This window comes from Hyphomicrobium sp. 802, assembly GCF_000526135.1.
Lineage (GTDB): Bacteria > Pseudomonadota > Alphaproteobacteria > Rhizobiales > Hyphomicrobiaceae > Hyphomicrobium_B.
Genome location: NZ_JAFM01000001.1, coordinates 2520317 through 2540944 on the forward strand (window position 1 = coordinate 2520317; position 20628 = coordinate 2540944).

Here is a 20628-nt window from a genome sequence, read left to right on the forward strand (position 1 = left end):
CGTCGCCTGCTGGCGCGCATGGAGCGGCGATCCCGCATCACGTCGGGAGAAACAACAACGTAACTGTGACATTTTCGCGACGGGTGTGGCGCAGTTCAAGCGCCAAATTTTCCGTTACCGGCTGCCTGTGGATAACTTCGACGCCGTTTCCGGCCGAGGACGTCAGCCCTCGACCGTGCGGAATACCCTGATGTTGAGGTCGCGAATGCGGGCGCGGAGCGTGTTCCGGTTGAGCCCAAGAAGCTCGGCCGCCCGGATCTGATTGCCGCGCGTCGCCGCCAGCGCGGCACTTAGCAGCGGCTTCTCGACGTCGCGGATGACGCGGTCGTAGAGGCCCGGCGGCGGCAGGTCGTTGCCGAAGGACGAGAAGTAGCGCGACAGGTAGCGCTCGACCGCCTCGCCGAGGTCGCCGCTCTCGGGCTGCCCACCGATGGGCGGCGCAACGGCAGAGCCTGCAAGCTCCTGCTCGACGATCTGTGCTGTCAGCGTGTCCTGCGTGTAGAGCGCGACGAGACGACGGACGACGTTCTCAAGCTCTCGAACGTTACCCGGCCAAGGATGCGCCTTCAGGCGTTCGATGGCCGCGCTCTCGATCGATTTCTGGCCGAGGCCCTCGCGTGCGGCCTGACGCAGGAAGTGGCGGACAAGATCGCCGACGTCTTCAAGGCGCTCACGCAGCGGCGGCAGGCGGATCGGCACTACGTTCAGGCGATAGAACAAGTCTTCGCGGAAGAGGCCCTGCTGGATCTGCGTTTTGAGATCGCGGTGGGTCGCGGCTATGATGCGGACGTTGGTCTTGATCGGCGTGCGGCCGCCGACCGTCGTATATTCGCCCTGCTGCAGAACACGCAGCAGACGCGTCTGAGCTTCGAGCGGCATGTCACCGATCTCGTCAAGGAAGAGCGTGCCGCCTTCCGCCTGCTCGAAGCGGCCGGGCGTGCGCGTCTGGGCTCCGGTGAAGGCGCCCTTCTCGTGGCCGAACAGCTCGCTCTCGATCAATTCGCGCGGGATGGCGGCCATGTTGATCGCAACGAACGGACCGTGCCGGCGCTTGCCGTAATCGTGCAGCACGCGGGCGACGAGTTCCTTGCCCGTCCCGCTCTCGCCGTTGATCATGACGGTCAGATCGCTCTGCGTCAGGCGGGCGAGAACGCGGTAGATGTCTTGCATCGGCAGCGAACGGCCGATCAGCGGCAGCTCGTCGGATTCGCGCTCGGTCGCCGTCGCCTGGCGTTTGCGGCCCGGTTCCGATAGCGCCCGTGAGACGACGGCCACGACCTCGTTGAGATCGAACGGCTTGGGCAGATATTCGAATGCCCCCTTCTCCGCCGCAGTCAGCGCCGTCATCAGCGTGTTTTGCGCGCTCATGACGATGATGGGCAGATCCGGACGCAACTTTTTCATGCGCGGGATCAGGTCGAACGCATTTTCATCGGGCATCACGACGTCGGTGATGACAACATCGCCCTCGCCCTGACTCACCCAACGCCAGAGCGTCGCCGCATTCCCGGTTGCACGGGGGGCGAAGCCGGCGCGCGCCAGTGCTTGGTTCAACACCGTGCGAATGGCGGTATCGTCGTCGGCGATCAGTATGGTGCCTCTGGCCATCAAGTCTCTCTCGTGGTCGGCACGGCCGCGGGACGTGTGCGCTGCATCGGAAGCAGCACGCGGAATACCGTGCGTTTTGGTTCGCTTTCACATTCGATGATGCCGCCGTGATCGGCGATGATCTTCGCGACAAGGGCGAGGCCCAGTCCGCTGCCGGATGCCTTCGTCGTGACGAACGGATCGAAGAGATGCGGCTTCAGGTGCTCAGCGATGCCGCAGCCGTTGTCTTCGATCTGGATCATCAACGGCAGGCTGACGCGCGTATCGGAGCCCGGAAGCGACAGTCTTACGCCCGGACGAAACGCCGTCGTCAAGATGATGCGACCGCCATCTGTCTTTTCACCAATAGCCTCGGCGGCGTTCTTCAGAAGATTGAGGAAGACCTGAACGAGCTTGTCGCGATTGCCAAGAACAAAGGGCAGCGACGGATCGTAGTCTTCGACATAACGGACGTTGCGGCCGAAGCCATGCTCGGCGATGCGGCGCACATGGTTGAGGACGTCATGGATGTTGACGGCATCCTTGCTGATTGGACGCTCGTCTCCGAACACTTCCATGCGATCGACGAGATTGCGAATGCGATCGGTCTCGGAACAGATGAGCTGCGTCAAAGCGCGGTCCTCATCGGACAGTCCCGGCTCCAGCAGCTGCGCCGCGCCGCGAATGCCGGACAGCGGGTTCTTGATCTCGTGCGCCAGCACGCCGGCCATGCCGGAAACGGAGCGGGCCGCGGCGCGATGCGTCAACTGTCGCTCGATCATTTGCGCCATCGAGCGCTGCTGCAGCATGAGGAACATGTTGCGCGGCTCTTCAGGGAGCGGACCGCCGTAGATGTCTACGAGCTTGGCGCCCGAGAAGCGCGGGGTCGCGACTTCGATACCGTATTCGTTCACAGTTGCGCCGGTCGCCTGCACCTGCTCGATGAGGCCCAGCAGCGGACAGCCGAACGCGACGATCTCCGAAATTCGGCTGCGCGTGAGCGTCGTCGCGCTCATCGAGAAGAAGGATTCCGCTGCCGAGTTCGCAAACACGATCGACTGATCGTTGGCGATAACGAGGATCGGGTGCGGAAGCGCACTCAAGAGATCTTCGCAATCGACGATCGGTCCTGGTGGTGGCGCCGCGGAGGCGCGTTCGGATTGGCGTATCGACGCCGACTTGCTGCTCATGCCGCGAGAGACTCCGTACCAGAGTAAAAGGATTTAAGACCATCAATCACGCGCTGCGGTTCAAGCATCACACAAAGCTTTCCCCGCCAGGATTTGACGACTGCGTCGCTGGCCCCACTCGACGCCAGATACCAACCGATGTGCTTGCGCGCGTTGCGCAGGCCCAGCTCCCTGCCGTAATGACCGAGCATCATTTCGAAATGCTCGATCGCAATGTCGCGCTGTTCGTCAAGCGCCGGGTCGCCAGGGTCACGGCCCGATGCGAGAGACTTGGCGATCCGTCCTGGCATCCACGGCGCGCCGTAAGCGCCGCGTCCGACCATCACACCCTTTGCGCCGGAAGCTTCCAGTGCCGCGCGAGCGTGGTCGGGCGAGAGAATGTCGCCATTGACCAGGACGGGAAGCGAGGTGGCGTCGACGACGGCGCGCACCGCGCGCCAATCGGCAGCGCCGGTGAAGAACTGGCAGCGCGTGCGTCCGTGCACGGTGATGAGCTTGATGCCTTCGGCCTCGGCGCGGCGCGCAAGCTCGCCAGCGTTGCGGGTCTTGTCGTCCCAGCCGAGACGCATTTTCAGCGTCACCGGCACCTTGACGGCATTGACGACGGAACGAATGAGCGACTGGGCATGATCGAGATTGCGCATCAGCGCGGAGCCGGACAGCTTGCCTGTCACTTCGCGTGCTGGGCAGCCCATGTTGATGTCGATCACGTGGGCGCCTTTGCCTTCGGCGATCTTCGCGCCTTCGGCCATCCAGTGTTCCTCGCGCCCGGCGAGCTGAATGACGAACGGCGTTAAATCACGACCTTCCACCCGCCGCAGCACGTCGCGGCGCGCCTTCGCCAGTTCCTCGCTCGCGACCATTTCAGATACGACGAGCGTCGCTCCAAGACGGTGAGCAAGGCGGCGAAACGGTAGGTCTGTTACTCCGGACATGGGCGCCAGCACTGCGGGTGGCGCGCCGTTTACGATGTTTTCCAGCATACGGTCCTAGAGAGACGGCCCCATCGACTGCCTATTCATTGAGCAGAACGATCGTCTGCCGTGAGTTTGGGCAGACTAGGCAAGGAGGAATGATTTCGCAAGGGCGAACAATACATTTACAATTTGCCCATTTGACGCGGTCTCACCCTGTTCGGCTATGAAATTGGGCATAGCACGCCCGCCGTCAACGTCGCGGTTGCAAGGCGAGTGTTGCGAAAGTGCTCGCCAACAGGCAGGGAGTTGCAGCCTGACTTTCGGGCAGCATCCTGTTCTTGGGGGAGGTTTGTGTTGCGCATCGCCGCTTTAATCGTCGCGGCCGGACGGGGAACGCGCGCCGCCAGCCAAGGCGCGGGTCCGAAACAATATGCTCAGATTGGCGGCAAATCCGTCCTCGAACGGGCGATCGCCATCTTCGCGGGCCACGCCGAGATCGACGAGGTCAAAGTCGTCATTCACGCGGATGACGGTGAGTTGTATCGGCTTGCGACCTCTGCCGGCGGTGGGACGAAGCTTTCCGAACCCGCGATGGGCGGCGCCACGCGGCAGGCTTCGGTCCTTCGGGGTCTTGAAGCCCTCGCCTCCTCATCGCCGCCCGACCTCGTTCTGATCCACGACGCGGCGCGGCCGTTCGTTTCGGCTAAGACGATTTCGAAGGTTATTGCCGCACTCGGCGGACGGCCAGGAGCGCTGGCAGCTCTTCCCGTCACCGATACGCTGAAGCGCGCGGCCGACGGTATCGTGACCGACACAATCGCGCGCGATGGTCTCTGGCGGGCACAGACGCCGCAGGGATTTCACTTTACACCGATCCTGAACGCGCACCGCAAAGCGGCCGAGCAAGGCATCGACACATTCACCGACGACGCGGCAATTGCGGAATGGGCCGGGCTCGACGTAGCTATCGTCGAAGACTTAAGCAGCAACATCAAAATCACGACAGCAGAGGATCTCGACGTGGCGGACCGGCAATTGACGAGCGCATTGGAACCGCGGATCGGGAGCGGCTTTGACGTGCATCGCTTTTGCGAGGGCGATCACGTCTGGCTCGGCGGCATCAAGATCCCGCATACACACAAGCTCGAAGGCCATTCGGACGCCGACGTCGTATTGCACGCATTGACCGACGCTTTGCTCGGCGCCATCGGCGACGGCGATATCGGTCAGCACTTCCCACCGTCCGATCCGAAGTGGAAAGGCGCGGCATCGAAGCTCTTTCTTGAAGACGCTGTTCGACGTGTGCGCGATCTTGGCGGCCGGGTAGGCAATGTCGATATTACGGTGCTCGCCGAAGCGCCGCGCGTCGGTCCGCATCGCCCGGCCATGCAAGAGCTGATCGGTGGCGTGCTCGGACTTCCCGCACATCGCGTCGGCATCAAAGCGACGACGACGGAGCAGATGGGCTTCACCGGACGACGCGAAGGCATCGCCGCCATGGCGACTGCGATGGTCTTCTTACCCGCGGAGACAACATGAGCGACAAGCCGCAGCAGTCTTCATCAGACATCGCGACGAACACTGCGCTGCGGTTGACGGTCCGAAACGTGGCCGTCTTGAACCTCACCTATTTCGGTATCGAGTTTGCGGTAGCGCTGGCGATCGGCTCGGTCGCGTTGTTTGCCGACAGCGTCGATTTTCTCGAAGACGGCGCAATCAACCTGCTAATCCTTGCCGGGCTCGGGTTCACGATAGCGCAACGGGCCAAGCTCGGAATGGTGCTGGCTGTCATTATCCTGGTGCCGGGCCTCGCGACGCTCTGGACAGCGTGGCAGAATTTTTCAAGCGGCCTGGTGCCGGAGGCTATATCGATCACGGTCACCGGCATCGGCGCGCTCATCGTCAACTCAATATGCGCATGGATGCTGGCGCCGTTCCGGGCCGCGGGCGGCAGTCTGACGCGCGCAGCGTTCCTGTCGGCGCGCAACGACGTGGCGGCCAACATTGCGATTATTGCGGCGGGTCTGCTGACGAGCATCACACACTCGCACTGGCCCGATCTGATCGTCGGCCTCGGCATCGCCGCGATCAATGCTGGTGCAGCGCACGAAGTCTATGAAGCGGCTCGCGAAGAGCACGCGCAGTCACGCTCCTGACAGCGGTAGATATCCACAAGCGCAGGTGCGTCGAGTTGCAGCTGCGCGCATGGGCAACACCACAGCCGCAGATGCTGCTTTGCAACGGCTTTCGCCATTGACCCTCAAGGCAGAATCGCGGCATCAAATGAACACGTGGTTGTATTGCCACGATCCACACGAGAGTGCCCATACGGGAGCCGATATGAACATCATGCCCCAAAATCTCGACCGCCAGCACGTCGACGCAGCCATCAGCACTATTGCCGAGGCTCAAGCCGAGATGTGCTTAGCGACCCGTGTTCGTCAGCTCTCGCGTATCGTCACGAGGGTCTACGATGATGCCTTGCGCCCACTTGGCATCACCGCAAGCCAATACACGCTGCTTGCCCAGCTCGCGTCTCGTGACGGCATCACCGCCGTCGAGATCGGCCACGAACTCGACATCGAGAAGTCGACACTGTCCCGCAACTTGAAGCGCCTGCTCGCGCTTGGCCACATCGTCATGGATCCGCCCGCCGGACGACGGGGACGCGGTCTGCACCTTACGCCCAAAGGTCAGGCTGTTCTGAAGGATGCCTATCCGATCTGGCAGGATGCCCAGAAGCGTACTGTCGGTGCAATGGGGACTGACAGCAGGTCTGTACTCGACAGTCTGCTTTCGCATGCCGAGGTACTCGCGGCGGCCTGATCAGCTGGGCCGTTTGCACATTCTCCTCTCTCTAGTTAGCCTTTAGGGGGGCGCTTCATCGGAAGCGCTCCCTATTTTCTTTTTGGAATAAGCGACGAGGCCTCCAGTGTTCCCGGCAGACGTCCTCACCAACGCCAAGCATCTCATCGACATCCTTCGCGATCAGAATCGAACGCTGACGACGGCCGAGAGCTGCACGGGCGGGCTCGTGGCTGCGGCCATCACCGCCGTTCCCGGCTCCTCCGATGTCTTCTACGGCGGGTTCGTGACCTATTCGAACGACGCCAAGGAACACATGATCGGCGTCGATGCTGAACTCATCAAGCATCACGGCGCGGTCAGCGAGGCCGTCGCACACGCGATGGCAGAGTGCGCGGTCAGCACGACCGGCGCCGATCTCGCGGTTTCGATTACGGGCATCGCCGGCCCCGGCGGAGGAAGCCCGCACAAGCCGGTAGGACTGGTTTACATCGCCGTCGCGTCGGTATTTGATGCTCCACGCGTGGAACGGCACATGTTCGGCGAAGCCGGCCGCGACGAAGTACGCTTAGCCAGCCTCAGGGCGGCATTGAGACTGCTCGAAGAGGCGGCCAAATGAGCGAATGTCTGGGTTTGCGCAACCGATCCATCGGCGCGATCGCCGTGGCTATGTTCGGTGCCCTGCTCGGAACTACCTCAGTCTTCTCGCCGGTTTGGGCGGCCGATCTTTCGGCACGGGATATTTCGATCCTGCTGTTCCGCGCCGCGCCCGGTAGCCACCCAGCGCTCAACAACCGCAATCTGATGCGGCTCGATCTGGCATCGCTCGATTTCAAGAAAGCCGATCTTCGGCAGGCCAATCTGTTCGGCACGGACCTGACCGGCGCCAATCTCTCCGGCGTCGATCTGAGCGGCGCGCGGCTCGACCGGGCGGTTATTATCAGCGCGCGCTTCGACGGCGCCACTCTCGATGATGCCTCCCTCATGCGGCCGGCGACGACGTCAACGCTCGTGCCTATTCCGCGGGAGGCGCCGAGCCTGAAGGGCGCTTCGCTCAAACGCGTGAAGTTCTTTGGCGATTTTTCGGGGTCCGATTTTTCCGGCGCCGATCTGACGGATTCGGTCTGCGCACCGATCAACAGGACCGGTTTCATCGAACATCTCTGGCGCTCGGTTTTCGTCAGCGCGAACCTCTCTGGCGCAATCCTGACGCGAGCCAACATGGACCGTTCTCAGTTGAGCTTCGCCGTGCTCAAAGGCGCGATTCTGCACGCTACCCAGTTGCGAGGGGCCGATCTTTCAGGCGCCGATCTCAGCGGCGCCGACCTCACCGGAGCGGACCTGACGGACGCGGACCTGACCGATGCCAACATCACCGGCGCCGACCTGTCCGGCACGCGGCTTCACGGCGCGATCGGGCTCGAAAGCCTCAAGGGGCTGTCGCTCGCCAGAAACTCGGACAAGATCATTCGCTAGATGCGATCTTCGCGGCTGCGTTGCCGTAGATCTTGGCGGCCCGTTCCTCGAAGGCCTGCGTGAAGCGGCGGAACGCCTGATCGAACATCGAGCCCATCAGCACGCCGAGCAGCTTCGAGCGGAACTCGTAATCGATGAAGAAGTCGACCGCCGAGCCCGTTGCGTCGTCGATAAAGCGCCAGCGATTGTCGAGGTGCTTGAAGGGACCGTCGAGATAGCTGACGTCGATGCGCAGCTCTGCCGGGTTGGTTACGACGCACGTGGTAAAGTTCTCGGCGATGGATTTATAGCCGACGCTCATGCGCGCCGTCAGTTCCTCCCCCTCCCCTTGCCGGCGGCGTGACAGGACGGTCAAGCCGGTGCAGAGCGGCAGAAATTCCGGATATTTCTCGATGTCGGCGACGAGCGCATACATTTGCGCGGCCGAGAAGCGTACGTGGCGCTGGGATGAAAAAGACGGCATGGCGGCGCTTATGGCACACGATCAGATAAGATGAAAATGCGCATGACGTCATAGCTGCGCGAGGCGCTTCCCGCCCGGTCACAGCAGTGGCGATCACTTAAGCGATCAGCCGGGCCAGAAGGACGACGATGATGGCGCCAATGGCCGCAGTAATGATCTCAGTGACGAGGGCGTTGCCGATGCCGAGATTGATACCGAGCGCCTTGAACAGATAGCCGCCGACGAACGCGCCAATGATGCCGGTGATCAAATATCGGATCAGGCCATCACCGCCGACCACGAGCGAGGCCAAGAAGCCGGCAACGATGCCGATCAGGGCGAAGACGATCAAATCGCGGGTTTGGCTGTCCATCCGGCTCTCCGACGACATTTCCAGTGCCAGCAAGCGATCATCACAACTGACCGGCTTGCGACGTGGTGCTTTAGACGTGGCAGCGCGCGCCTAAATATTGATTGAGCAGGTCATTGTACTTGTCAACGTTGGCACGCTGACCGGCGCTGAGCTTGCCGCCGTTGCTCGCGCGTTCCACCTGCGCAGGCACGCCCTGAGAGTCCAGGCGATTGAGTTCGTTACGGATGGATCCGCACGACTGACCCGGTGGCAGCGGTCGCGCACCTGGATCGCCGTTTCCTCCGGCCGCGCCTCCGCAACCTTGGAGCGCCCCCGTCAGGACGGTCACAAGAACAACCGCTAGACTACCCCGCATTATCCGTCTCGCTCGCGTAAGTTCTTTTGGAAGTGAGAAGGAGCCCCTGCCCCCGCAATGGTCGCAAAGACCACAGCTCGATAGCCTTCGCAATCCCCCGTGGCGTTCCTGTGGCGGTGCAGCAGCACTCACCAATTTGAAAATAGCCCCAGGGGATACACTCTGCGCCAGCGCAGGCCCCGTTTTCGGAGCCCGCCGCGGGCGCTGCGCGATCATCGGCTTTCAGGCAAACTTATTTATTTGCCGCTGCCGTCTGCTGCGTGGGTGCTTGCGCCGCAGCCTGGTTCGGGACTGACGGGCCGCACCGGGTCTGGAACTGCTCGTAGGCTTTGTTGAGTTCGGCCTGCTTTTGCAGCGCCGTGCGCTTGACCGAGACCTTGCTCGTCTTGCCGTCTGCCGCCTGCTCGAGCCGATTGATGGTGCCGTCAGCTTTCAGCGTGTTGATCTGGCTTGCCAGCGAGACGCATACAGGGTCCGTCTTCGCGGCGGTCTGCTGGGGTGTGATCGAGCCCGTCGAGAGATCAAAGCCCCCGTTCGCGCAGCCGCCGACCAACGCTGTTGCAACGACGATCATTCCGACTTTGCCAAATGATACCGCAGTCATCGACCCACCCCCAGAAGTTGCACGCCGGCAACTTAACGCGCACGTCTCGTCTGCTTAGCGGCTGGGCGGAAGTGTGCGCAAGCTGGGTGGGGCTGGTCATCCCCTAGCGAAACTCTGCCGCCAGACCGAAGGTGTGGACATCGGCGCTCTGGCGCAACTCGGCAACACTCGATTCACGTCGAACCGAAATGGTGCGGTATCTCTCGGTGGAATGCGTCAGTGCGTGACGCGGCGGCGCATCTTGCCGTAGCTCGCAAGCTCGCTCTGCGGGAACGAGGCGTTGAAGCCTTTGCGGAGGGCTTCAATGGAGTGTTCCTCGCCGAGTTCTCCGCTCAGCGACGCCGCATGGGCGATGTGATGGCCGATCTGCGCAAGGACGCGCCCCCACTCTTCCAACTGGGGACCAAAGGCCTCGCCGTTGAGAGCCACCGCCAAGGCGCCGTCGGCGACCCAGGCCCGAATCAATTCGACCGCCTGTTCGGCTTCGGGAACCCCGTCGGGCACATCCAGCTCAAGGAGCGGATCCGAATCGTTAAAGTCAGACATCGTCGACGGACTCCTTGATTACGATCGCGTCGGCAAATTTAGCCACCACACACGTCACGGCTGACTATCGCTATTACTCACACTTGTGAGCCACAACGATATTGCAGGTTAGTAGTGAACTACGGTCTTTATCGGGCGACAACTATTTTGTCGTCGGGGCGGACGTAACCAAGTACGTCACGCGCGGTCTCTTCGACGATATCGGCGTTCGGAATTTCCGGCGACAACAACGCGACGTCGTGGCGAAGCCGCGTGCGGACTGTTTCGAGACCCTTGATTTCGAAGTCCAGCAGTGCGGAGCGATCCTTCAGCTCGGCGCGCGCCTCAAGGCCGTGCTGGCCATAACGAATATGATACGAAAAATAGGCCGTGAGCCCGAGACATGCGAGCGTCACCGAAAGCTGTTTGAGGAGCCAGATGGCTCCGCGGCGTCGCGGCGGACTCGCGTAATGCACGCGCATTTCCCTGAGTGAAAACGGATCTTGTTTTTATAGGGAGATGCCGATTAAGGCAGGGTAAACCGCTGGGCTGGCATTGCGGCACCGATGGCCGGACAGCCCGCCGAATCGAGGCGCTGCAGGCGCTCGTCCCGAATTGTCAGAAGCGGTGCTTAACGGTGCCGTGGATCATCAGATCCCGCTTCTCGTCGTCATCGGGCGAGTTGGGAAAGTCGGGCGTCGAGCGGTTGTTTTCTTCCTCGACGGCGCCGTAAAGGAGATCGAGGCCGAAGTCCATTTTCGGAAGCGTGCCGATCTTGCCGAGGCCGGGAATGCGGATTTCGGTGCCCGTGTCGGCTTTGGCGGGTGCAGAGTCTTCCTGCTCCTGCGCCTTGGGTGCATCAGGCACAGGTACGCCACCGGGGATTGCGCCCCGCTGTTCTTCCATGGCGATCACATTAGTGCTGTGCACGGCGGCAAGAGCCGCAAGTACCAAGAGCACCAGTCCTAGCCGTTTCACAAATACCTCGCGATGCCTCGCAAGCATGCACATGAGCTACTGATGCGCGGTAGATAGCAGAAACTCAATGGCAATATCCCAGGTTGTCTGGCTTCCCATCCGTTTCTCGGCAATCCTGTTGTAAGGTCGCCATATCGCCTGTTTGTCACAGGTCGAGGGGAAATTCCGGTAATGTATTTAAGCATTTCCTAGAAGAACAAAAAGGGGCCGCCCGACGGCAGCCCCAAGCATCTGTTCGCAAACGGGAGAGAGCGATCAGAACCTCATAAGTGCTCCAGCGATGACGGCATCGAAGGCATCGACACTCGTCGAGACACCAGCCGTGTTGGCAATATCGCCGTCAGCGTGACGATACATGACATAGAGGTCCATGGCCGCCGGCTCGATATTCTGGACGACACCAGCAGCGTAGAAGTTCAGGTCGGTTGAACCCAAAGTTCCGTTGCCGGCGCCGACGTTGGTGATGCTGATGTTGTTCTTGCTGCCACCATCATCATGACGGTATTCGCCGAAGATCGTCGTCTTGCCGAGCGGGATGAACTTCTGCTCGATACCACCCTGAATGAAGTACATACTGCTCGTCGCCTCGGTGCCGGGCGCATCCAGATCCGCAACGCGCTGGTCGCGATTCTGGCCGTAGCCGCCATAGACATAGAGACCCGTCGGAACGTGCATGACGGTCGCAGCGGCACCGAACAATTGGCAATCAGTGGGCGCGGTCTTCGTCGAGCAACCGATATTTTCGTCGGAGTTTTCGCCGTAACCGACCTTGGCGAGAACCTGGAAGTCGCCCCATTTGTTGGTATAGTTCAGCGACATGCCCCAATCGTCGTCCTCACCCCACGAGGCGGTCAGCGTAAAGCCGGCAATCGTCGGAGAGTCGTAGCGGACGACGTTGCGGCGACCGTCCTGGCCAACCGTGCCGTTGTCAATACCTTGCATAATGGCGTTCGAGCCGTTCCACGTCAGAGAAGACGAACCCTGAGTTGTCGGGGAACCGCCAATGAACGCGCCGTTGTGACGAAGAGCGAAGTTGCCCTGATAAACAGCGGCCGCCTGAGCGTCCGAGAAGTTACGCGTGTTGGCACCATCAGCGTCATCGAGCACGTGGTACATTGCCGTGCCGTCCTGACCGACGGTGACTTTGCCGAGGTCTTTGCTTTTGATGAACCAGCTGCTCTTACGCACCGATACCGAGTTGTTGCCGGTACCGTCGGCGTTGTTCTGGCTCCAGCCCGAGGAACCCGAGGAGTTTGCGCCAAGGATACCAAGCTCCAAGGTGTAGCCAGCCGACCAACCCGGAATGATCTGAGCTTCGCCAACGAAGCGGACGCGGCTCTGTTCGAGCTTATTGGTGCCGACGTAAGCATTGCTTTCGGTGCCGTCGTCCCACCACATGACGCTTTCATTGACCCAGCCAGAAACCGTCAGCGAAACTTTGCGGTTACCTTTGCGAGCGGTCGTGGCTTCGAGTTCAGCCACACGTTCTTCAAGATCGGCGCAGCAGTCGCCGCCCAAGTCGGCAGCAGCGGCCGGCGTAATGCCTGCGGCGACGAACCCGAAGGCCGCCAGCAAAGCCCAACGGCTGCTTGATAATTTGAATACCGAATTCATCGGTGCCCCTCTATTTTTACAGACCCCAGATAACTGACGGCACGCAATCCCCTAGCGCGCCGGGCGTTTTTCGCCAGTTTTGCCCGCAGTGCGTCTAAGCCATGTGGACAACTTAAGTGTCTGCTAACCGGTCTATTTAACAGTTGCGTGACAGTTGGCCGTCACAATCGTTGCTTTGCTGCAACATCTGGCCCTTTGGACCGTTTCTGTGCTTCAATAACAACACTTCCGGGACCTAAAGCATGGCTGGACAAGACATTTTTGACGTTGCTGTCATCGGAGCAGGTCCTGCCGGACTTGTCGCAGGCGCCGCATGTGCGATGTCCGGCCTCCGTACGGTGGTTATCGGGCCACCCTCCAACCCGCTCGATCGGAGGACCTCGGCGCTGTTCGGCGGCTCTATCGAGCTGCTGAAAAAGCTCGATATTTGGGCGCGGCTGCAGGCTCATTCCGAGCCTATCACCGGCATCCGGATTGTAGATGGAAGCAAGCACCTCCTGCGGGCGCCGGAGGTGCTTTTCGAGGCGCGTGAGGCCGGATTTGAAGCCTTTGGCTACAACATCCCCAATGTGCCTCTGACGGAGGCGCTAGAAGCGGTCTGCCAAGGCTCGACGACGCGCATTCCCGTAGCCGTCAGCCGGATCGACATCGGTTCTGAGAACGTCACGCTGACGTATCGCGATGACGCGACGATCACGGCGCGGTTGGTCGTCGCCGCCGATGGCCGTCGGTCGGCAGCCCGTACAGCGGCGGGCATTGACGTTGCATCATGGACCTACCCGCAATCTGCAATTGTAGCGACATTCCATCACCAGCGTGACCATCACGGCGTCTCGACCGAGTTGCATCGCCCCGTCGGCCCTCTCACGGTCGTGCCAGGGCCGGGCAAAACCTCGAACCTCGTCTGGATCGAGGAACCGGAAGAAGCGAAGCGCTTGCTGGCGCTTGATGATTCGGCATTCGAGCACGAACTGGGACAGGCGCTTAAGGGGCTGCTCGGCTCCATCTCCGGCTTGACGCCAAGACAAGCTTTTCCGCTTTCCGGCCAGAGCGCACGGATACTGGCGAAAAACCGGGTCGTGGTCGCGGGCGAAGCCGCCCACGTCATTCCACCGATCGGCGCCCAGGGCCTCAACCTCAGCTGCCGAGACGCGGCAACTCTCGCCGAGATTGCGGGAGAGGCTAAAACCCGGGGCGAGGATATCGGCGGCGACGCCGTGCTCAGCCGGTACGACAGTGCGCGGAAGGCCGACATCGGAACCCGGATCTTCGCGATCGACCTGTTGAATCGCTCGCTGCTAAGCAGCCACATTCCGGGCGTGAACCTTGCCCGTGGGCTCGGCCTCTTTGCGCTGGCGTCAAGTTCGACCCTAAGGACCCAGGTGATGCGCGAAGGCATCCTCCCGTCCGCTTCGCGGCCCGCTCTGATGAGTGGCGGGGAAATGTGACCGCCGAGGCTTGACGGCCAGCGGAGCGCAGGGGCATCTCGCTGCGGCATTCGCCATCAGGATAAGGAACCGGGAACTGTCCTCGACGGAAATTTCGCCACTGCGCGATCTGCAGTTCAGGCTGGAATACGGCCTGCTTCGCTTCATCGTCGGCATTGTCCGCTCGGTGCCGCTCGACACGGCGACGCATATTTCGGCGTGGTGTTGGCGGCGGCTGGCGCCGAAGATCAATCCAAAACGGCACAAGCGCGCCCTCGATAATCTGAAGATCGCCTTTCCCGAGATGTCGGACGAAGAGCGACTGACGATCGCCCTGCGTCACTGGGAGAATCTCGGCCGCGTCATGGCCGAGACGATGCGGATCGACCAGATCATCGCCGAACCGTCGCGTCTGACGATCAAGAACCCAGATGTCTTCAATCGCTATGCGAGCAAGCTCGGGCCGATCGTCGGCGCATCGCTGCACATGGGCAACTGGGAGCTGGCGATTTGGCCACTGACGATCGCAGGCGCCAATCCGGCGTGCGTCTATCGCTCCGTCAACAATCCTTACATCGACCGCTACATTCGCTATCAACGGCGCGACCTCTATCCGGGCGGACTATTCGGCCGCGGCAAAGTCGAAGGCGATCACGGCGAGAGCCAGAAGACGGCGCGCGTGATCATGGATTACGTCCGCAACGGCGGGCGGCTCGGTGTCGTGTGCGATCTTTGGGACCGGACCGGTTTGCCGGTTCCCTTCTTTGGGCACGACGCCCGGACCGTCACCATTCCGGCGATGATCGCCCGGCGCGTCGGCGCGCGCATCTGGATGTCTCGCTGTATGCGCGTCGGCAACGACAGCCGCTTCGAGATCGAGCTGAAAGAGCTGCGCATTCCGCGCACGTCCAATCATGGCGAAGACGTCAAATGGGCAACCGCCGAGATGACGCGCCAGTTCGAGGAATGGGTGCGCGAACTGCCCGAGCAATGGATGTGGTCCAACCGCCGCTGGAATTAACCGCGCTGGCCCACCACGGCTTTTTCGGAACTGCATGGGCGACGAGAGCGTTTTTTGAGGTTGTGCCTCAACGGAGCGCGGAATGAACGACGCCCTGACGCCATTACGCCTCTTTGTCGTTGCCATGGGGCTTCTGCTGCCAACGATCGCCTTGATTCCGCTCGGCAGTCTTTGGCTTTGGCAGCACGGCTATCTTATTCACTGGGCCGTTGCGACGCTCATCTGCACGGCGCTGGCCTTCGTATTCGAGCGGCGAACGCTGGGTCGACCGCCAGCGCGCACCGCGGATGTTTCTGAGGTTCAAGAGGTGTTGCCGCCTGAGACTGCGGATGTTGCCTCAGATATTCGCAGCGACGCGATGTCGGCGGTCGATGTGTTTGCGAACGACTCTAACTCGCGCACGATCTCGACCTGGAACGACCTTCTGAATACCGGCCTAGAGACGGTCGAGATCGTTGCTAAGGTTTATCACCCAGCCGACAAAGACCCTATGCTGCACTTTACGGTGCCGGAAGCGTTGACTCTCGTCGAACAGGTGAGCGCAAGGCTGCGGCCTGTGTTCGAGGGAACGATCCCGCTCGGCAATCGACTGACGGTGGCGCAGTTCGCGCAGGTCTATCGCTGGCGCGGAATTTATGACGTTGCCGGGCGCGCCTGGTCGGTGTGGCGCGTGGCGCGCATGGTCAATCCGGCGACAGCGGCAACGTACGAAATGCGCGAGCGTTTATCGAAATCGCTGTTTCAGTGGCTGAAGGGCACGATCTCCGAGCGGCTCGTGCGCGCCTATATTCACGAGGTCGGTGCGGCGGCGATTGATCTCTATAGCGGCGAGTTGAGAAAAGAAGCTCAAACACGAAAAGCGGATCTGCGATCGCAGCCGACCGCCCCGCGCAAATAAATCCACCGAGCGATCGCTTTTAAATCGATCTCTCGGCGGATGAATTTCTTAGCTGTCGGGTGGTCGACGACGGTGTTCGTCGTTACGACTTCCACAGCGCGCCGATGACGAAGCCGACCGCTGCTGCTGCAAGCAACGTCGTCACAGGCTGTTCCTTGACCGACTTGTCGATTGCACCCTTCACGTTGCCGGCGACTTCGCTGGCTTGCTGCTTGGCCTGACCGGCCATTTCCTGAGCACGATCGGACGCGTCATCGTAAGCTTGTTTCGCTTTGCTCTTTAGATCTTCAACGCTGCCTGATCCGTACTGAGATGCGGATGACGTAGCCATTTGGGGGGTACTCCGTTTGTTGCAACATCGACCGTGCAACGCGAACGGAGAGTGGAAGGTTTCATGGCAAATCGGTGAGCAATGTCCGAACGCTGTATTCCAACTAAGCTGGGACTTTGCACGAGGCACTTTGATTATTGCGTGGCCAGGATGGCGGGTTCCGCGGCCACGACGTTAGGGCAACCGAGTCAACGCATCGCCATTCCGACTTATGTCCGAATGGCGATGCGAATTATTCCGTTACCGCATATCCGGTGGAACCGCTTCCTTTGCCAACGCCGTTAGTGCCTCATCGAGGCCAAGCACGGTCTGGTCTTGCGAACCGAGGCGGCGTACGGAAACCTTCTTCTCTTCCGCCTCGCGCTTGCCGACGACGAGGATGACCGGAACCTTGGTCAGCGAATGCTCGCGGACTTTGAGGTTGATCTTCTCATTGCGAAGGTCCGTTTCGACGCGCAGGCCCAGCGCCTTCGCCTTCTCTGCGACTTCGACCGCGTAATCGTTCGCGTCCGAGACGATCGGCGCGACGACGACCTGCAGCGGCGCGAGCCACAGCGGGAAGTGTCCGGCGAAGTTCTCGATCAGAATACCGGTGAAACGTTCGAGTGAACCGAAGATCGCGCGGTGGATCATCACCGGCGTTTTCTTCTCCGACTTCTCGTCGATATAGAACGCGCCGAGGCGGCCCGCGAGGTTGAAGTCGACCTGCGTGGTGCCACACTGCCAGTCGCGGCCGATGGCGTCACGCAGCACGTATTCGAGCTTCGGTCCGTAGAACGCGCCCTCACCCGGCTGGATCTCGGTCTTGATCTGATCGTTCGAGCGGCGCTTCACTTCATCGAGCACGTCGCTCAGAGCCTTCTCGGCTTTGTCCCAAAGCTCATCGGAGCCGACGCGCTTTTCAGGCCGCAGCGACAGCTTGATGACGATGTTTTCGAAGCCGAAGTCTTTGTAGATCGAGAGCAGCAGATCATTGATCTTGAGGCATTCCTCCATGATCTGATGCTCAGTCAGGAAGATATGCGCATCGTCCTGCGTGAAGTGGCGCACCCGAAGCATGCCGTGCAGCGCGCCCGACGGCTCATAACGATGTACCTTGCCGAACTCGGCGATGCGCAGCGGTAGATCGCGATAGCTCTTCAGACCGTTCTTGTAGATCTGGACGTGGCCGGGACAGTTCATCGGCTTGCAGCAGAACACGCGCTCATCGGGAAGCACGGTCGTAAACATGTTCTCGCCGTAGTTCTCCCAGTGACCCGAAAGCTCCCAGAAGTGCTTCTCCATCATGTCCGGAGTGTTGACCTCGGTATAGCCTGCGCGCGCCTGCTGACGGCGCATGTAGGCGATCAAGGTCTGGAACAGGGTCCAGCCTTTCGGATGCCAGAAGACGGAGCCCGGCGCTTCTTCCTGGAAGTGGAAGAGATCCATCTCGCGGCCAAGCTTGCGGTGATCGCGCTTCTCGGCTTCTTCGAGCTGATGCAGATAAGCTTTCAGTTCATCCTCGGTCGCGAACGCGGTGCCGTAGATGCGCTGAAGGACCGGCTTGGTTGAATCGCCGCGCCAATAGGCGCCTGCGAACTTCATCAGCTTGAACGCTTTGCCGACTTGGCCTGTCGACGTCATGTGCGGGCCGCGGCAGAGATCGAGCCACTCGCCCTGCTTGTAGATCTTGACGTCCTGGTCTTCCGGAATGGCGTCGACAAGCTCGACCTTGAAGTACTCGCCCTTGTCCTTGAAGAACTCCTTCGCCTTGTTGCGCGACCAGACTTCCTTCGTAAAAGGCGCGTTTTTGGCGATGATCTCGCCCATGCGCTTTTCGATCTTCGGAATGTCTTCCGGCTCGAACGGCTGCTGCTTGGCGAAGTCGTAATAGAAGCCGTTGTCGATCACGGGGCCGATGGTCACCTGAGTGCCGGGCCAGATCGACTGCACGGCTTCGGCGAGAACGTGCGCGGCGTCGTGCCGGATCAGCTCTAAGGCTGCCGGATCGGTGCGCGAGACGAAGTTGATCGACGCATCCTGATTGATCGGATCGGCAAGGTCGGCCAGCGCGCCATTGAGCTGCATGGCGACGGTACGTTTCGCGAGCGAAGGAGAGATCGACTTGGCGATTTCGAGGCCCGTGGTTCCCGCTGCTACCTGGCGCTGCTTGCCGTCTGGGAACGTAATGGTGACGTCTGTCATCGTGGCCTCCTTTGCTCACTCGCCGCATACGGACGCGGCGTAAGACGATTTTCGATTGCGCTAATGGGGTGTGGGCGCGTCCAAGTCAAGCTGCGGCATGATCGAAAGCGAAGTCTACCGCCAGCGACCATAGCGCCAGGGCTGGAAGGTGTGTTTGACATCGCGGATGTCCGGCACGGGGTCGACGCCATGGGTGCCACCCGGTCCGCAGCGGACGAACCGCGACAGCGTCAGCCAGAAGCCGCGCCAGGCGCCGTTCAGCTCGATCGCCTGCAGCCCGTATTCCGAGCATGTCGGCCAATGGCGGCACTGGCCACCAACCAGCCATTTGAAGGTGTAGCGGTAGACGTGGATCGGCGCTTTCAGCAGCGTTTTGGCAAGCCTCGAACTCATGTCCGAAGCAGAGCGCGTTTCCACAGCGCTATGCAAGTGCGACGCTCTGATGGCCCGCGCCTCGCCTTACGGCGTCGGGGTTGCAGGAGCCGCGGGGGCCGGCGCGGCAGGCGTCGCCGGTTGGGCAGCCTTCGCAGTCTCAAGGTCCTTCTGAAGCGTCGCGATCTGACCCTTGAGGCTGTCGATCTCACCGCGAAGCGCAGCAGCTGCGGATTCGGCGTCGGCTTTCGCCTTATTGGCGGCTTCCAGCTCGGCCTTGACCTTGTTCGTCGCGTCGTCGGCCGTGGCGAGCTTGGCTTTCATTTCCTCGGCGGCGCCCTGGAGCTTGGCCTTCAGGTCGTCGTTTTCCTTGGTCACAGCCGTGACCTTGTTGTCGAGTTCGGAAACCTTGCCCATTGCCGTTGAAACGTCGGCCTTGCTTTCGTCGGCCTGGCGCTGGGCATCGCTGACGGCGGCCTTCAGGCGGTCGATCTCGTCTTGCGACGACTTTCTGACATCGGCGGCATCATCGACGGCCTTTTGCAGCGAGGTGACCTCTCCCTGCAGCGCCGACACTTGAGCCTCAGCCGACGTCTTCTGTTGCCAGCCATAGATCGCCACCAACGCCAGGATCGCGATAACGATCCATTTCAGTGCGCTGGTCGATGAGGCAGCACCCTCTGCGCGCGTGCCACTATCGTTATCCTGCGCTGACATCTGGATCTCCCGTTGTGCTCTAAGGTCTATTTTTTTCCAGCCGTTGCACGCCAGCCAATGCTTGGAGACGCGCCGGTTTCTTTCTTCGTTTTTGTGACTAACGAACCGACCGTTCGATGCGTCTTCTACTCCCAGTTTTTCTCAAACCGAAAGCCCTTCCAGCAAGCCGGGGGAAGAAAGATTCCGCCGAGTTGTCGAAATGGCTCGCCGCATCGATCCGGGGTGCAGTCGCAGAATATACAGCACGCCGGCTCGCGCCCGTCGATTGGGCGTACGGGCGTCGGTCAGAAATTTAGAGGAAAAATTGCGGTCAAGGTTAGCGTTCTGCCTGGACGTCGGCGCTCGCTCGCACCTCGGCATCCTCGAGCGCCTTTTCGACCGCATCGAACACCAGAAGTGTTGATGCATGTCGGGCCTTGTAGTTGCGGACCGGCTCAAGAACGGCGAGATCCGCCCAGCGCCCGGCGGGCGGCGGACCACCCTCCTTCAACATGGCGCGCATTTCCCGGCCGATGCGGCGAAGCTCATCCGGCGTCGAGCCGACGATCTCCCGCCCCATGACCGAGGCCGAGGCCTGACCCAGCAGGCAAGCCTTCACCGACTGGCCGAATTCGCTTACATGCCCGTCTTCGAGCTTTACGTCGACAGTCACGGTCGAGCCGCAGAGCTTGGAGTGTCCCGTGGCGCTGCCGTCGGGTTCGGTCAGGCGGTCGGTATGAGAGATACCGCCCGCGAGCTCCAGGATGCGCGTGTTGTAGATCTCATCGAGATTGGCCATAGCGATCTTCGCGTCTTCCGGTTCTCAGGATCCG

The 20628-nt window shown here is 61.1% G+C and carries 24 protein-coding genes; 8 read left to right on the plus strand and 16 right to left on the minus strand.

Features of this window, described 5'->3' with window-relative positions:
* Positions 1 to 162: 162 nt before the first annotated feature.
* The 3 genes from ntrC to dusB are packed head-to-tail and all read right to left on the minus strand — an operon-like array spanning position 163 to position 3760.
* The gene (gene ntrC, locus HYP802_RS0112655) at positions 163 to 1608 is read right to left on the minus strand and encodes a nitrogen regulation protein NR(I) (protein ID WP_013947698.1); all 1446 of its coding nucleotides are present in this window, start codon (positions 1606 to 1608) and stop codon (positions 163 to 165) included.
* Positions 1608 to 2777, minus strand: a complete 1170-nt coding sequence (locus HYP802_RS0112660) for an ATP-binding protein (RefSeq protein ID WP_013947699.1) — start codon at positions 2775 to 2777, stop codon at positions 1608 to 1610. Before HYP802_RS0112660 ends, ntrC begins: the two co-directional genes overlap by 1 nt.
* Entirely contained in the window at positions 2774 to 3760 is a 987-nt protein-coding gene (dusB, locus tag HYP802_RS0112665) for a tRNA dihydrouridine synthase DusB (RefSeq protein ID WP_013947700.1), read from the minus strand. The genes HYP802_RS0112660 and dusB overlap by 4 nt, the downstream gene beginning before the upstream one ends.
* A gap of 288 nt (positions 3761 to 4048) precedes the next feature.
* On the opposite strand from dusB, the gene HYP802_RS0112670 reads away from it, so the two are divergent.
* The 5 genes from HYP802_RS0112670 (at position 4049) to HYP802_RS0112690 (ending at position 7975) form a co-directional block, all read left to right on the plus strand.
* A complete protein-coding gene (locus HYP802_RS0112670) occupies positions 4049 to 5233 on the plus strand; it encodes a bifunctional 2-C-methyl-D-erythritol 4-phosphate cytidylyltransferase/2-C-methyl-D-erythritol 2,4-cyclodiphosphate synthase (protein ID WP_024275874.1) in 1185 nt (394 codons plus the stop codon).
* Positions 5230 to 5850, plus strand: a complete 621-nt coding sequence (locus HYP802_RS0112675) for a cation transporter (RefSeq protein ID WP_013947702.1) — start codon at positions 5230 to 5232, stop codon at positions 5848 to 5850. Before HYP802_RS0112670 ends, HYP802_RS0112675 begins: the two co-directional genes overlap by 4 nt.
* A 184-nt stretch (positions 5851 to 6034) precedes the next feature.
* Entirely contained in the window at positions 6035 to 6520 is a 486-nt protein-coding gene (locus HYP802_RS0112680) for a MarR family winged helix-turn-helix transcriptional regulator (RefSeq protein WP_024275875.1), read from the plus strand.
* Positions 6521 to 6626: 106 nt separating this feature from the next.
* Positions 6627 to 7118 carry a CinA family protein gene (locus tag HYP802_RS0112685; RefSeq protein WP_024275876.1) on the plus strand — a complete coding sequence of 164 codons (492 nt, stop codon included), beginning with the start codon at positions 6627 to 6629 and terminating at the stop codon, positions 7116 to 7118.
* Positions 7115 to 7975 carry a pentapeptide repeat-containing protein gene (locus tag HYP802_RS0112690; RefSeq protein ID WP_024275877.1) on the plus strand — a complete coding sequence of 287 codons (861 nt, stop codon included), beginning with the start codon at positions 7115 to 7117 and terminating at the stop codon, positions 7973 to 7975. The genes HYP802_RS0112685 and HYP802_RS0112690 overlap by 4 nt, the downstream gene beginning before the upstream one ends.
* On the opposite strand, the gene HYP802_RS0112695 is transcribed toward HYP802_RS0112690, so the two are convergent.
* The 8 genes from HYP802_RS0112695 to HYP802_RS0112730 form a co-directional block, all read right to left on the minus strand.
* Entirely contained in the window at positions 7965 to 8438 is a 474-nt protein-coding gene (locus HYP802_RS0112695) for an SRPBCC family protein (protein WP_024275878.1), read from the minus strand. The two genes, HYP802_RS0112690 and HYP802_RS0112695, sit on opposite strands and share 11 nt — an antisense overlap.
* A gap of 97 nt (positions 8439 to 8535) precedes the next feature.
* Positions 8536 to 8790 (minus strand): GlsB/YeaQ/YmgE family stress response membrane protein, encoded by a 255-nt coding sequence (locus HYP802_RS0112700; RefSeq protein WP_013947707.1) that lies wholly within the window; start codon positions 8788 to 8790, stop codon positions 8536 to 8538.
* A 70-nt stretch (positions 8791 to 8860) separates the two neighbouring features.
* Positions 8861 to 9145, minus strand: coding sequence for a hypothetical protein (locus tag HYP802_RS0112705; protein ID WP_013947708.1), 285 nt, complete (start codon positions 9143 to 9145; stop codon positions 8861 to 8863).
* 232 nt (positions 9146 to 9377) lie between these two features.
* Positions 9378 to 9749: a hypothetical protein gene (locus HYP802_RS0112710; protein ID WP_013947709.1), complete on the minus strand. Its 372-nt coding sequence runs from the start codon at positions 9747 to 9749 to the stop codon at positions 9378 to 9380.
* A 216-nt stretch (positions 9750 to 9965) separates the two neighbouring features.
* On the minus strand, positions 9966 to 10295 hold the full coding sequence (locus HYP802_RS0112715) for a DUF5076 domain-containing protein (protein ID WP_013947710.1): 330 nt from the start codon (positions 10293 to 10295) through the stop codon (positions 9966 to 9968).
* Between the two features lie 128 nt (positions 10296 to 10423).
* Positions 10424 to 10750 carry a septum formation initiator family protein gene (locus tag HYP802_RS0112720; protein ID WP_013947711.1) on the minus strand — a complete coding sequence of 109 codons (327 nt, stop codon included), beginning with the start codon at positions 10748 to 10750 and terminating at the stop codon, positions 10424 to 10426.
* A 142-nt stretch (positions 10751 to 10892) separates the two neighbouring features.
* Positions 10893 to 11252, minus strand: coding sequence for a hypothetical protein (locus HYP802_RS0112725; protein ID WP_244421011.1), 360 nt, complete (start codon positions 11250 to 11252; stop codon positions 10893 to 10895).
* A 255-nt stretch (positions 11253 to 11507) separates the two neighbouring features.
* A complete protein-coding gene (locus tag HYP802_RS0112730) occupies positions 11508 to 12866 on the minus strand; it encodes a porin (protein ID WP_013947713.1) in 1359 nt (452 codons plus the stop codon).
* 242 nt (positions 12867 to 13108) lie between these two features.
* Here HYP802_RS0112730 and HYP802_RS0112735 point away from each other — a divergent pair, with 242 nt between their 5' ends.
* The 3 genes from HYP802_RS0112735 to HYP802_RS0112745 all read left to right on the plus strand — a co-directional run bounded on the left by HYP802_RS0112735 (position 13109) and on the right by HYP802_RS0112745 (position 16212).
* Positions 13109 to 14314: an FAD-dependent monooxygenase gene (locus HYP802_RS0112735; protein ID WP_013947714.1), complete on the plus strand. Its 1206-nt coding sequence runs from the start codon at positions 13109 to 13111 to the stop codon at positions 14312 to 14314.
* A gap of 10 nt (positions 14315 to 14324) precedes the next feature.
* Positions 14325 to 15314, plus strand: coding sequence for a lipid A biosynthesis acyltransferase (locus HYP802_RS0112740; protein ID WP_024275880.1), 990 nt, complete (start codon positions 14325 to 14327; stop codon positions 15312 to 15314).
* Positions 15315 to 15396: 82 nt separating this feature from the next.
* Positions 15397 to 16212, plus strand: coding sequence for a hypothetical protein (locus HYP802_RS0112745; protein ID WP_013947716.1), 816 nt, complete (start codon positions 15397 to 15399; stop codon positions 16210 to 16212).
* Positions 16213 to 16294: 82 nt separating this feature from the next.
* On the opposite strand, the gene HYP802_RS0112750 is transcribed toward HYP802_RS0112745, so the two are convergent.
* From HYP802_RS0112750 to HYP802_RS0112770, 5 genes are all read right to left on the minus strand, one after another.
* A complete protein-coding gene (locus HYP802_RS0112750) occupies positions 16295 to 16543 on the minus strand; it encodes a DUF883 family protein (RefSeq protein WP_013947717.1) in 249 nt (82 codons plus the stop codon).
* A gap of 240 nt (positions 16544 to 16783) precedes the next feature.
* A complete protein-coding gene (thrS, locus tag HYP802_RS0112755) occupies positions 16784 to 18727 on the minus strand; it encodes a threonine--tRNA ligase (protein WP_013947718.1) in 1944 nt (647 codons plus the stop codon).
* Between the two features lie 114 nt (positions 18728 to 18841).
* The gene (gene yidD / locus HYP802_RS0112760; RefSeq protein WP_013947719.1) at positions 18842 to 19120 is read right to left on the minus strand and encodes a membrane protein insertion efficiency factor YidD; all 279 of its coding nucleotides are present in this window, start codon (positions 19118 to 19120) and stop codon (positions 18842 to 18844) included.
* Between the two features lie 66 nt (positions 19121 to 19186).
* Positions 19187 to 19816, minus strand: coding sequence for a hypothetical protein (locus tag HYP802_RS0112765; RefSeq protein ID WP_013947721.1), 630 nt, complete (start codon positions 19814 to 19816; stop codon positions 19187 to 19189).
* Between the two features lie 316 nt (positions 19817 to 20132).
* Complete coding sequence (locus HYP802_RS0112770) at positions 20133 to 20594, minus strand: iron-sulfur cluster assembly scaffold protein (RefSeq protein ID WP_013947723.1); 462 nt, start codon at positions 20592 to 20594, stop codon at positions 20133 to 20135.
* Positions 20595 to 20628 lie beyond the last annotated feature (34 nt).